Source organism: Streptomyces sp. NBC_01304, from assembly GCF_035975855.1.
Taxonomy (GTDB): Bacteria; Actinomycetota; Actinomycetes; order Streptomycetales; family Streptomycetaceae; genus Streptomyces.
In genome coordinates this window covers 1,935,547-1,948,121 of sequence record NZ_CP109055.1, presented here as the reverse complement: position 1 = coordinate 1,948,121, position 12,575 = coordinate 1,935,547, and the positions used below count along the sequence as shown (strand labels likewise).

The 12,575-nt window shown below is 68.7% G+C and carries 8 protein-coding genes; all 8 read left to right on the top strand.

Translation table 11 applies throughout. The features are described 5' to 3' along the window. Window positions 1-18: 18 nt before the first annotated feature. From OG430_RS08510 to OG430_RS08475, 8 genes are read left to right on the top strand one after another with little or no spacing between them, the layout of a single operon-like run. A complete protein-coding gene (locus tag OG430_RS08510; protein ID WP_327351822.1) occupies window positions 19-2,178 on the top strand; it encodes an ATP-binding protein in 2,160 nt (719 codons plus the stop codon). Next, complete coding sequence (locus OG430_RS08505; protein WP_327351821.1) at window positions 2,169-2,462, top strand: hypothetical protein; 294 nt, start codon at window positions 2,169-2,171, stop codon at window positions 2,460-2,462. Before OG430_RS08510 ends, OG430_RS08505 begins: the two co-directional genes overlap by 10 nt. Then, on the top strand, window positions 2,459-9,013 hold the full coding sequence (locus OG430_RS08500) for an eCIS core domain-containing protein (protein WP_327351820.1): 6,555 nt from the start codon (window positions 2,459-2,461) through the stop codon (window positions 9,011-9,013). Before OG430_RS08505 ends, OG430_RS08500 begins: the two co-directional genes overlap by 4 nt. Window positions 9,014-9,044: 31 nt before the next feature. Beyond that, a complete protein-coding gene (locus OG430_RS08495; RefSeq protein ID WP_327351819.1) occupies window positions 9,045-9,758 on the top strand; it encodes a hypothetical protein in 714 nt (237 codons plus the stop codon). Further along, window positions 9,755-10,426, top strand: coding sequence for a hypothetical protein (locus OG430_RS08490; RefSeq protein WP_327351818.1), 672 nt, complete (start codon window positions 9,755-9,757; stop codon window positions 10,424-10,426). Before OG430_RS08495 ends, OG430_RS08490 begins: the two co-directional genes overlap by 4 nt. Window positions 10,427-10,482: 56 nt before the next feature. Beyond that, window positions 10,483-10,851, top strand: coding sequence for a hypothetical protein (locus OG430_RS08485; RefSeq protein ID WP_327351817.1), 369 nt, complete (start codon window positions 10,483-10,485; stop codon window positions 10,849-10,851). Then, the gene (locus tag OG430_RS08480) at window positions 10,844-11,983 is read left to right on the top strand and encodes a hypothetical protein (RefSeq protein ID WP_327351816.1); all 1,140 of its coding nucleotides are present in this window, start codon (window positions 10,844-10,846) and stop codon (window positions 11,981-11,983) included. Before OG430_RS08485 ends, OG430_RS08480 begins: the two co-directional genes overlap by 8 nt. 48 nt (window positions 11,984-12,031) lie before the next feature. Further along, entirely contained in the window at window positions 12,032-12,565 is a 534-nt protein-coding gene (locus OG430_RS08475; RefSeq protein WP_327351815.1) for a phage baseplate assembly protein V, read from the top strand. Window positions 12,566-12,575: the final 10 nt, after the last annotated feature.

The following is a 12,575-nucleotide window of genomic DNA, read 5'->3' as shown; positions in this document are numbered from 1 at the left end:
CCGGGGGCAGGTGAGGACATGGCGGCGGACGCACCGGGCACGGCGGCCGGGCGGGGCGGGGCCCTGCCGTTGACGGCGGAGATCCAGCGGGTGCTGGCCCTCGTGGACGCGCATGCGGCACGGGCGGGCCGGGCTTCCCGGGGTTCCGAAAGGTCCGGGGCTTCCGAAGGCTCTGGGGCTTCCGGAGGTTCCAGGGTTTCCGAAGGTTCTGGAGGTTCTGGAGGTTCTGGAGTGTCCGAAGGCTCCGACCCTTCCGGAGCTTCCGCCGGGCCTGCGGGCGATGCGCCTAAGGCGGCAGCCGATCCCGGGAAGGCGGCGGCCGACCCCGGCAAAGCGGCGGCCGACCCCGGCAACGTACCCGCCGAGACACCCGCAACTGCCGCGCCCCTCACGGCCCTTGCCTCCTGCTTCGGCCTCACACCCTTCGAGCGGGACCTCGTCCTGCTCACCGCCGCCCACGAGCTCGACCCCACGACCGCCGCACGCTGCGCCGCCGCGAGCGGTGATCCCGAGCGGGCGTACCCCACCTTCTCGCTCGCCCTCGCCGCGCTCGCCGAGCCGCACTGGAGTGCGCTCACCCCGGTCGCCCCGCTGCGCCGCTGGCGCCTGGTGGAGCTCGACGACGAGTCGCGGCTGACCATGTCCCGGCTCCGGCTCGACGAGCGCATCCTGCACTTCCTGCTCGGCTCGCCCTATCTGGACGCCCGGCTGCACGGCCAGCTGCGCCGCACGCCGGTCGCGGACGGGCTGCCGCCCTCGTACGACCTGGCCGCGAACCGGGTCACCGCGGGCTGGACGACGGCCGCGCGCCCCGGTGCGCCGCTCCTCGTCGAGCTGGTCGGCGGCGACCTGCGCAGCCGCGCCGACATCGCCGCCGCCGCGGCCGCCCGCGCCGGGCTCGGGATCTACGCGATGAACGCCGAGGACATCCCCACCGACCCGGCCGCCCGCGACGCGCTCGCCCGGCTCTGGCAGCGCGAGGCGATCCTGCTCCCGGCCGCGCTGCTCGTAGAGGTAGGCGAACTGGACCGGGACCAGCGGGCGGCGACCGAGGCGTTCCTGGCCGGGGCCGCCGTACCCGTCGTCGTCTCCAGCGAGGACCCACGCGCGTCGGAGCGGGCACGCGGTGAACGGGTGAGCGTGCCGCAGCTGGACGACGAGGAGCAACTCGGCCTGTGGGCGGGGGAGTTCGAAGGCGTCGTCGACATCGAAGAGGGAGAGCTCCGCTCCCTGGTGGCGCAGTTCCAGCTGCCGCCCCATGTCGTACGCTCCGCCGCTGCCGCCGTCCGTCGCGATCTGCCCGACGAGGACGTGCTCGACGGGGCGCAGCTCGCCTGGCGGGCCGGTCTGGGCGAGGCCCGCGTCGGCATGGACGAGCTGGGGCGGCGCATCGAGCCCGACGCGGGCTGGGACGACCTGGTGCTGCACGACCGGCAGACCAGCGTGCTGCGCGAGATCGTCGCGCACGTACGGCAGCGCGCGAAGGTCCACCAGGAGTGGGGATTCGCGGCGACCCTGCGCCGCGGCCTCGGCGTCACCGCGCTCTTCGCGGGCGGTTCCGGCACCGGCAAGACCCTGGCCGCCGAGGTGATGGCCAAGGAACTCGGCCTCGACCTCTTCATCATCGACCTCTCCCAGGTGGTCAGTAAGTACATCGGCGAGACCGAGAAGAACCTCCGCAAGGTCTTCGACGCCGCCGAACGCGGCGGCGCGCTGCTCCTGTTCGACGAGGCCGACGCCCTGTTCGGCAAGCGCAGCGAGGTCAAGGACAGCCACGACCGGTACGCCAACCTGGAGGTCAGCTACCTCCTGATGCGCATGGAGGCCTACCGGGGCCTCGCCATCCTCACCACCAACATGAAGAAGGCCCTCGACACGGCCTTCATGCGCCGCATCCGCTTCGTCGTCGACTTCCCCTTCCCGGCCGAGCAGGAACGCGCCGAGATCTGGCGCCGCGTCCTGCCACCCCAGACCCCGGTCAAGGGCATCGAGCCGGACCTCCTCGCCCAACTCACCGTCGCCGGCGGCTCGATCCGCAACATCGCCCTCTCCGGGGCCTTCCTCGCCGCCGAGGAGGGCGACCGGCTGCAGATGCGGCACATGCTCGCGGCGGCCCGTACCGAATACCTCAAGCTGGAACGCTCCTTGACGCCGACGGAGGTCCGCGGATGGGTGTGAAACGCGACGGTCAAGAGCCCCATGAGATACGCATCGACGTCGGCGAGCTGGTCCTCGACGGCTTCCGCGTCGACCCCGACCGGGTTTCGGCGTCCTTCGAGCGCGAGCTGTCCCGTCTCGTACGCGAACACGGCGTGCCGCTGGCGGCGGACGGCGCCCTGGCCGTGGACGGGCTGTCCGGCCTGCCGCCGCTGCCCGCCAGCCTGTCGGCGCGCCGCCTGGGCCAGGAGCTGGCCCGGGCCGTGCACGCCGGGCTTTCCGGCCGCGGGGAGGTGACCCGATGAGCAGCTCTCCCACCCAGGACTCCCGCGCCGAGCAGTCCGCCGAACAGCGCCGCAAGAAGCGCAAGGAACGCGCCGCCAAGAACCGCGCGCCCGAGCCGAAGGACATCGTCAGCGGCGCCGGACAGCCTCTCGACGTGGGCGTACGGCGGGAGTTGGAGGAGCAACTGGGGCACGACTTCAGCCGCGTACGCCTGCACACCGACCGTGACGCGGGCGTCCTCACCGACCTGCTCGGCGCGGACGCGGTCGCGGTCGGCCAGGACATCTTCTTCCGCGAGGGCGCCTACCGGCCGGGCACGGTCGACGGCCAACGCCTGCTCGCCCACGAGCTGTTGCACACGGTGCAGAACCCCGACGGGCTGGGCGCGCTGCGCGCCGGCCGTGACCTGGGCGCGGTCAGCCTGCCGCAGCAGGCGGCGGAGCGGGAGGCGGAGGAGGGCGCGCAGGCGGTCGTACGGTCCGAGGAGTCGGACCCGGCCTCTGCGCCGGACGTCGAGGAGGGGCAGGCCACCCCCGGGTGGATGCGGTACGCCACCGTCGACGCCGACCGCAACCGCATCGAGCAGATCGACCCGGCGACGCTCGTGGACCGCCTCACCAACTCGGTGGTGCGCTCGCTGCGCGGCGACCCGGAGGACCTGTCCAAGCGCACCCGGATGCAACTGGCGCGGCTGCCCGACGAGTTGCTGGACGGGGTGCTGGTCAAACTGGAGGACCGGCTGCTCAGCTCGGAGCACGAGCGGGTGCTCGATCTCGTCGACGACATCGGTGACGTCGACGAGCTGGAGCAGAACTCCCTCGATGTGCCGGGCCTGGAGAGCGACTCGGCGGCAGACCTGCTCCTGGAGCGGGAGACCGAGTGGCGCCGGGCCGAGGAGGAGCGGGCCGAGGAGGCGCTGCCCGGGATCGCGCCCGGTCCGGAGAAGGAACAGGTCGACCTGGAGTGGGCGCCCGGCAGCACCCCGGAGAACGGGGGCAGCAGGGAGGACGGGACCAGTCCGCAGGGCGGGCGGCACAAGCCGAAGCCTCAGTCGAAGCCCGGTGAGGGCCGGAAGCAAGACAACGCCCAGTCCGGCAGCGAGGGTTCAGGGGGTGCGGCCGCGCCCCCTGCCGCTCCGCGGCAGGAGTCGTCCTCGGGCCGGAGCGGCGAGTCGGGCACGAAGTCAGGGAGCGGCGGGCAGGGCGGCGGCGAGAAGGGCGAGAAGAAGGAAGCGGGCGGCGCCGAGGGCAAGGAGGGGCAGGACCAGCAGGGCGCCGCGGCCGCGAGCAAGGAGGAGTCCGCGGCCAAGAACCGGCCGGGCGCGGCCGACGCGATGGCGGCGGGCAAGCAGCTGAAGCCGGAGGACAAGCGCGGCGGCGACAAGCCCACCGGCTCGCCCAAGGCGAGCGGCAAGGACGCGCAGCAGTCCGGTGCGGTCAGCAAGCTCGACGGCGTACGCAATCAGGATCTGGAAGGCGCGGACGAGAAGGCCGAGGACGATCCGTTCGGCTCGGGAAGCGACTCGGAGGTCGAGGTCGGCGGCGGGGAGCCGAGCGCCTGGGACACCAAGCTCGCGCCCGAGGACTTCCTGCCCGAGCAGGACCTCGACGTGTCCGCCGTACCGACCGCCGACAAGCTGGAGCCGGGGGCGGCCGGGTCCGGCGCGACGCCGTCCTTCCCGGCACCGCCGCCGACCAAGGCCGACAAGGTGCAGGCCGAGCGAGCCGCCGAGGACGCCGAGGACGCGGAGCTGCCGGAGGCCGAGGAGGAGTCCGCCGCCCCGGTGGAACCTTCGGCCGACGCGAGCCAAGAGGGCCTGGACGGCGGGCAGTTGAGTGGCGTCGACGTGGAGCGGGCCGCCGCCGCTCCGGCGGGGGCGGGCGCGCCCACGAAGGACCCGAAGAGCGGCGACGACCCGAAGGCCGGGCCGGTCGCCGCGCAGACGACGGTGCAGGAAGCGCCGGGCAAGGCCGGCGGCGGTGAGGCCAAGGAGGCCCCGGCCAAGGAGGCCGCCGCCAAGGAGGAGAAGGGCGCCCCGGCGGCCGGGGACAAGGCGGGGAGTGCGCCGGAGAAGGGATCTCAGCAGGCGGGCGGGAGCAAGTCGGCGGCTTCGGAGCCGGCTGCCAAGTCGTCGGCCCCATCGGGTTCTTCGGGGTCCTCCGGGGCTTCGGCGGGCTCGGGGGCCGGAGCGGGGACTTCCGGCAAGAGCGAGCCGGCGCCCGAACCGAAGGCTCCGTCCGGTGACGCGCCTGGGGGTGGCAGCGCCCCGAAGGAGGAGGCCCCCGCCCCGAAGGCGCCCGAGCCGGCTCCGGAGCCCGCGAAGGCTCCCGAGGCACCGGCCCCGGCTCCCGAGGCCGCGCCCGGCCCGGAGACCGCCCCGGCGCCCAAGGCCGCCGGCCGCAAGCAGGGTTCCGCGCCGAAGGCACGCGGGGGCGGGGGAGGCGGTGGCGGGAGCAAGGCGGCCGCCCCGGGCAAGGGGAAGAAGGACTCCGCCGCCGCCCCGAACCTCTCCACGGTGTCCCCCGAGGCGGGCCTGTCCACGGCCGCGAAGCTCAAGCCGCACAAGGCACTCCAGGCCATGTCGGGCGTGAGCGGCGCCGCTGACCGCACGGTCGGCGACGAGCACAAGGCCCTCGCCGCCGCGCCGCCCCAGATGCAGCGCCCGGCAGGCGCGCCGCAGACCTTGGAAGGCAAGCCCAAGTCCGACGCCGCGGCGACGTACTCCCAGGACCCCGCGCAGAAGTCCGAGGCCCCCAAGGACGAGAAGGCCGAGGTCAAGGGCGCCAAGGAGCCCGAGGGGCAGATCGAGGCCGAGAAGGCGGAGGAGCCCGGCGGCTGGGACACCTTCGCGATGGCCCTGGGCTTTATCGGCGGCAAGATCGTCAACGCGGTCACGAGCTTCTTCGGCGCCGACGAACCCACGGTCGACCCGCAGGCCCTGGCCGCCAAGTTCGCCGGCCTGCCCACCAAGGACGAGGCGCTGAAGAAGGCCCAGGCGGGCAATGCGCCGGGCGTGGAGATGCAGGGCGCCGCCGAGACGACGGCCGGCGAGCAGGGCACCAGCGTCGATACCAAGGGCCAGGAGACCGTCGCCACGGGCCGCGACGACGCAGGCCGTCCGATGGGCGAGAACCAGGTCTACCCCAACGCTCCCAAGGAGCAGATGAAGGGGAAGGTGCCCGGCGCCGACGGCAGCAAGGGCGGCGGCCCCGAGGGTGGCGCGTCCACCGGGGCCGTACCTCCCGAGGCCGCGTCGGAGGTCGCCGAGCACGACCGCGGTCCGCAGTTCCAACAGGCCTTCAGCCAGGGCCAGAAGGGCATGTCCGAGGGGCGTCAGACCAAGGACAAGGACTTCCGCGAGTCCCAGGCGAAGCACAAGGCGAAGGTCGACGCCGAGATCGCGACCAACACCAAGAGCCAGGCGGACCAGCGCGGCAAGGCGATGACCGAGGTCACTTCGCAGCGCGCGGACTGGCGTACGGAGCAGGACGGCGAGCTCAAGAAGCTCGGCACGAAGAAGACGGACCGGCACGACAAGGTCCGCAAGGACGTCAAGGACAAGGAAGAAAAGACAGACAAGGACGTCACCAAGGAAAAGGACGACGGCGACAAGAAGATCAAGGACGAGAACACCAAGGCGGAGAAGGACGCCGACAAACAGCGCGACAACAGCGTCAAGGACTCGGGCAACTGGGTCAGCAAGGCCTTCAACTGGATCAAAGAGAAGGTCATCGAGATCAAGAACGCGATCGTCCGCGTCATCAAGGCGGCACGCGACGCGGTCATCGGGTTCATCAAGAACTTCAAGGAGAACGTCGAGCGCTGGATCAACGAGGCGCGCAAGTTCATCGTCGAGACGATCAAGACGCTCATCAATGATCTGATCGAGTTCGCCAAGGCGATGGTGCGGGCCATCATCGAACTCGCCAACCGCATACGGAAGTTCATCACTTCCCTCATCGCGGCGGCGATCGCCTTCGTGAACCGTCTCGCGGCGATGCTGAAGAAGATCATCACTGATCTCCTGAACGCCATCGCCAAGATGCTCAGCGACATCCTGAACATCCTGAAGAAGATGCTCAAGGACGTCATCAAGGCGGTCGTCGACGCGGTCAAGACGGTCCTCGACTACGCCTCGAAACTCCTCTCCGCGCTGGGCGACTTCATGCTCATCGCGGTCGACTTCCTCTCCGATCCGGGCGGTTGGCTGAGCGGGGCGAAGAACTCCGCGGTGGACGGCGCGAAGAACCACCTCTTCCGCGAGGTGATCTCGGCGGTCAAGTCGTGGTTCTCCTCGAAGATCGAGGAAATCATCGGGGTCCCGAAGGCGATCCTGGAGAAGCTGATGAAGGGCGGCTTCACCCTCGAAAAGATCGTCAAGGAGACCTGGGACGCGATCGTCCCGATGCTCCCTCTCATCATCGGCGAGATCGTCATCACGAAGGTCATCGCCAAGCTGATCCCGGGCGCGGGCTGGGCCATGGCGGTCATCGACGCGATCCGTACGGCGATCGGGGCGCTGGGCGAAATCCTGCGGGCGATCGGCGCGGTGATCTCGTGGCTGAAGGCGGTCCGCCAGGGTGGCGCCGGGATCCTCTTCGCGAAGGCGGTGGCGGCGGGGATCGTGGCGCTTCTCGAGCTGGCGTACGAGGCGTTGCTGAGCGGGATCGGCAAGTACGTCGCGAAGGTGGGCAAGCGGCTGAAGGGCGTTGCCGTCAAGCTCGGCAAGGACAAGGGCGGGAAGGGCGACGGGAAGAAGCCCGACGGGGGCTCGGATGACAAGGGCGGCGACAAGGGTGGCGACAAGGGCGCCCCGAAGACGACGCCCGCGTCATCGCCTGCGACGCCCAAGTCGGGGCCGAAGACGACGCCGGCGCCGAAGGCTGATGGCAAGCCGGGGACGAAGACCGACCCGAAGAAGCCCGGGGCCGGGGCTGACGGGAAGAAGCCCGCGGGTGATGGGACGAAGGGCGACAAGGGGGCCCCGGCCAAGCCGGATACGCGCCCGACGCCTGCGCCGAAGCCCAAGCCGAAGCCGGAGACTCCGGCCAAGCCGAAAACCGACACGGACGCGAAGCCGAAGACCGACCCCGGCACGAAGCCGAAGGACACGTCGCCGGACAAGCCGAAGGACGCTACGCCGGACAAGCCCAAGGACGACGGCAAGGATGCGCCCGGCAAGCCGAAGGACGACAAGGACGGGACGGGCAAGCCCAAGGACGACAAGGGTGCGCCGGGTAAGCCCAAGGATCAGGGTCCGGACAAGCCGAAGGGCGATGGCAAGGACGGGCCGGGGAAGCCGAGGGGAGACAAGGACGCACCTGGGAAGCCGAAACCCGACAAGGACGGCCCAGGGCGCAAGCCCGGCACGAACGGACCGGGACGCAAGCCCGGCAAGGATGGGCCCGGGCGCAGGCCTGGGCCCGGCAGACCCAAGAGTAGGGACGACAAGGACAAGCGGAAGCAAGAAGAGGACGACAAGGCGCAGCGGTTGGCGAGGATCGTTGCCCGTATCCGGCCGATCATTCGCAAGAAACTGGCCAAGGGCATGGATCCGTCGGTGCACAGAGAACTGCTGGCCAATCTCCGGCGCTGGTATCGGCTCACTCGTCTGGCGAAGGCAGGAAACCCGGGTTTTGGCGTTGCGGCGACACTCAATCCGACCGCTCCGGTCACTTCGGGATACACCGACGCCGAGGACTTCGACACGAACGACTACGAGGAGCACACTGACTACCTTGAGAACCAGCCGGACCCGAAGCTCCCGCCGCCTCGCATCCCAAAGTTCGCCAATGGTGAGCTGGCGAAGAATTTCAAGGCCGAATATCTCAATGCCAAATTCGCCAAAGCGCATGGTCAAAAGGCGCATTCGCGTCTCGTGCACGAGCCCCTGGGATTCCGGCATCTCAACAAGTATGACCTCAACAGGGAAGCCAGCACGCGATGGGTCCGGATGCACATGCTCCCTGAGAAGCTTGGAGGCCCCTTCCTCGGATCCAACCTGGTGCCGGCCCGGAATACCGTCAACAATCCCATTTTTTATCGCGGGATCGAGCAGTATCCGGAAAATGAAATGAATCGCGACGACGCGAGTCGCGCCGACAAGCTGCGTATGGTGTGGTATCAGATAGACCTGACCTACTGGCAGAGCACTGCGAAGGGTTTCCCGCGGACGATTTCCGCAAAATGGGGGGCATATCGATACGATAACGTTGCCAAAGAGTGGAAAGAGAAGACTCCTGTCGGTCATGGCCCCCTTAAATTCTCGGTGGGACCTCTGGAAAAGCCGCCAGCGCCAAACGGTGCGGCGAGTTTGGTTCGCCCGAATCGGGACACAGTTAAACGACTGATGAGGATGCTGCGCGTTTCGGAGGCTTTCGCGAAGGCTATTGTTTATGTCCGTGATCATAATGGAGATGGTTCATCCGCCGCCGCCAAGCCGAAACGTACGGTGGAGTTGGTGAAACGCCTGACTGAACTCCCGGATACGCGCAAGAGTCGAATATCGGACTTCTCGGCCGGAGTCACTTCCCTGGCGGCTGCTGAGGGGGACGGCAATATTGAGTACTGAAGAAGTCAAGTCGAGTGGAGAGCACGAAGATATGCGCGAGCCGACCGACGCTGAACGAAAGTTGTTCCAGGCGCAACAAGAGATCATCACCTGTGGGGCCATTTCGGTAAACCGCGCCGACACGGGAGATCTCGGTGAGGTTTTCGACTCGGCGCCTGAGCTCTTCTCGTACCTTCCCGATTGGGAGGGGGTGAATTTCAGTCGCGACCTGTGCGTCAACAGTCCGCGAATCTCCGAGATCGCAAATTGCTGGTACAGCGAGTCGTTTGGCCCGGCTGACTTCGGCGGCGAGTTCAGAGTGACCGATCTCTTCACGGCAGTGCTCAAGCATGCGCCCGAACTGGCCTGGCCCGGCTCTACGGATGAGGAGCGGGAGCTCTTCTCGCAGCTGCGGGTAATCGACGACACGCCGCTGGCCGCGACGGGGCAACTCGCAGCGGTTCGTGTTCAGGCGATCGTCGATCCCTGGGAGGTTTGGTACTACGACATGGAATTGAACAAGGTTGCGGGTTGGGATCGGCAGTATGTGCAACTCGACCTGACCTATCCCGCATACATGGAACAACTAGCCATCACGAAAGGTACGTTTGGGTGGCAGTACCTATTCGCCGATGACGTCGCATTGGGGCACCCGGACTTCGAGCACGTCAAAAGTCATTTGACGACCATGCTGCAAGAATTCCCTCGACTATTCCCCGCTTGGGACTACGCCGACCTCTCACGTCGCCTGGAGGCCCGCCTGTGACCCGCTACGCCAACATCCCCAAGCCCATCCGCTCAGGAATAGTCCTCATAGACCCCGAACGCGGCACCCCCCAACGAATAATCGTCCTCCAATTCAACCCGGACACCCTGGAACGAAGCCTCTCGCCCCAAACAGCAGGCGCAGGAGGCGACTCCGGCGGCGGTGGCAGCGGAAACGGGGACCGTAACGAGGCCCTGCGCCTGAAGGGGCCCGCCCAGGAGACCTGGAAGTTCACCGCCGAGATCGACGCGACCGATCAGCTCGAGATCGCCGCGCCGGACGGCATCCACCCCCAACTGGCCACCCTGGAAATGCTGGTGCAGCCCACCACGGCGCAGCTCCGCGAAGCGAGCCGGCTGGCGAAGAACGGGACCATTGAGATCAGCCCGATCGAGATGCCGTTGACCCTGTTCACCTGGGGGAGCAAGCGGGTCATGCCCGTGCGGCTGACCGAGCTGTCCATCAATGAGTCGGCGTTCGACGTGAACCTGAACCCGATCAGGGCCTCGCTCAGCATCGGGCTCAAGGTCCTCAGCGTCAGCGACCTCCCGGCCGGGCACCTGGGCGCCGACCTCTACATGGCCCACCTCGCGCAGAAGGAGCGCCTCGCGAGCGCCGCGCGTCGCGGCAGTCTCGGGGCGCTCGGGCTCAACGGGGTGCTGGGCTGATGAACAGGGCGGGGCGAAGTGCGGGAACACCGAGCGGGAGGGGCTGAGGCAGCGGCATGGCTGAGATAGAGCCGTACGAGAATGCGATGGATGCCATACCGGGGGCGCACCCGTACCCGAGGTCGAGTCGCTATCACGATGCCGAGATCGGGATTCATCGGCAGCCGGATGGCACCGAAGTGCGTTACATCAAGCGGCGGTTGCTGCCCCCGCTGCCCGACGAGGGCGACACGCAGGAGCACACCGTCAGCACCGGCGAGCGCCCCGATCTGCTCGGGCAGCGCTACTTCGGGGACCCGGGCCAGTGGTGGCAGATCGCCGATGCCAATCCCGTACTCGATCCGCAGGAGCTGACGGACGAGGCCGGCAGCACCATAGACATCCCGCTCGCCGGCGGCTTCCCGCAGGGGAACCGGCGTGGGTGAGACTCCCGTCGGGCAGGGCCCCGTCCACATCACGCTCCACATGGGGCCGCAGCTCACCAAGCCGGTCCCGCAAGAGGTCACCGAGGCGCTGCTCAGTGCACAGATCACCGCCACCGCGGGGGAGCGGAGCGGATTCCAGCTCGCCTTCGATCTGACGAAGAACGGGGTGATCAGCCGGAACCTGCTGCCGGAAGGGTTCTTCGATCCGAAGACCCGCGTCGTCGTCACCGTCACCGTCAAGGGCACGCCCGAAGTGCTGCTCGACGGGCTGATCGTGCGGCAGGAGGTGGGGGCCAGCAATCAGCCGGGGCACTCCACGCTCACCGTCACCGGCGAAGACCTCACCCTCCTCATGGACTTGGAGGAGCGCACGGACCGGTACCCGAACCTGCCGCCGTCCCAGCGTGTCCTGGCCATTCTGCGCCGCTACTCCGAGTACGGCATCCGGCCGGACGTGTACCGCGAGCACATCACGCAGCCGCCCCACGAGAACCTGCGGGTGCATTACCAGACCGGTACGGATCTGCAGTACGTCAATGAGCTGGCCAGGGCCAATGGGTACACCTTCTACCTGGAGCCGGGGCCCAACCCCGGCCAGTCGAGCGCCCGTTGGGGCCCGGAGGTCCGCCTCGGCATCCGGCAGCACGCCCTCAACGTCAACATGGACGCCAACTCCACGGTCGACCAGCTGACGTTCGCGTACGACGGGACCGCGCGGACGGAACCGCAGGCCCGCGTGCAGGATCCGGGCACCCGGTTCTCCTCGCTGCTGCCGCAGCCTTCCATCAGCCCGCTGCGGCCCGCGCTCGGCAAGCGGCCCACCCCCGCGCTCAAGCGCAAGACGCTGTCGGGCACCGCCAAGCAGCTGCGCGCGCAGGCCGAGGCCGAACTCCTGGCCCAGGCCGCCGTTTCGGCCGACGTCATCTCGGGGTCGGGCTCGCTCGACGTCAACCGGCACGGATATCTGCTGCAGCCCCGCCAGTTGGTGGGCGTGCGCGGCTCCGGGCGGGCGTACGACGGCGACTACTACGTCAAGTCCGTCACGCACAACCTGCGGCCGGGCTCCTTCCAGCAGAACTTCACGCTGTCCAGGGAGGGGCTGGAGGCGCAGAGCGGCACCGTCCGCCCATGACCGCAGCAGAGATGCCCGCAACACCGCACACACCAGGAGCAGTTCAGCATGGCGGCACCCAGCAATCGCTACCTCGGCAAGTTCCGCGGCAAGGTGATCGACAACAACGACCCGCTGCGCATCGGCCGGGTCACCGTCGAGGTCCCGGACGTCCTGGGCAATGAGGCCTCGACGTGGGCGTTGCCCTGTCTGCCGTTCACCGGGCTCAAGGCCGGCCAGTTCGTGGTGCCGTCCAAGGGGGCCGGCGTCTGGGTCGAGTTCGAGCAGGGTGATCCCAGCTATCCGATATGGACCGGGTGCTGGTACGGGGATGAGGGCGAACTCCCTCCCGACGCACGGGACTTGGTGGAGCAGGCGTCCGAGCACAAGCCGGTCGTGGTGCAGACACCCAACGCGAACAAGATCGTGATGTCGGACGCGCCGGGCGCGGACCGCGGCATCCGGCTGCAGGCCGAGGGCGGCTCGTACATCCACATCACCCCGGGGGCGATCATCATCGCGACCGGCGGGGGCGCGGAGATCCGTCTCGAAGGCGAGCGAGTGACCATCAAGGGCCTGTTGAACATGGCCGCCAAGCAGTAACAAGACGGGG

Excerpts from the sequence above, each read along its gene's own strand:
- OG430_RS08510 (WP_327351822.1), top strand. The coding sequence starts at position 19 with ATGGCGGCGGACGCACCGGGCACGGCGGCCGGGCGGGGCGGGGCCCTG.
- OG430_RS08505 (WP_327351821.1), top strand. The coding sequence starts at position 2,169 with ATGGGTGTGAAACGCGACGGTCAAGAGCCCCATGAGATACGCATCGAC.
- OG430_RS08500 (WP_327351820.1), top strand. The coding sequence starts at position 2,459 with ATGAGCAGCTCTCCCACCCAGGACTCCCGCGCCGAGCAGTCCGCCGAA.
- OG430_RS08495 (WP_327351819.1), top strand. The coding sequence starts at position 9,045 with ATGCGCGAGCCGACCGACGCTGAACGAAAGTTGTTCCAGGCGCAACAA.
- OG430_RS08485 (WP_327351817.1), top strand. The coding sequence starts at position 10,483 with ATGGCTGAGATAGAGCCGTACGAGAATGCGATGGATGCCATACCGGGG.
- OG430_RS08475 (WP_327351815.1), top strand. The coding sequence starts at position 12,032 with ATGGCGGCACCCAGCAATCGCTACCTCGGCAAGTTCCGCGGCAAGGTG.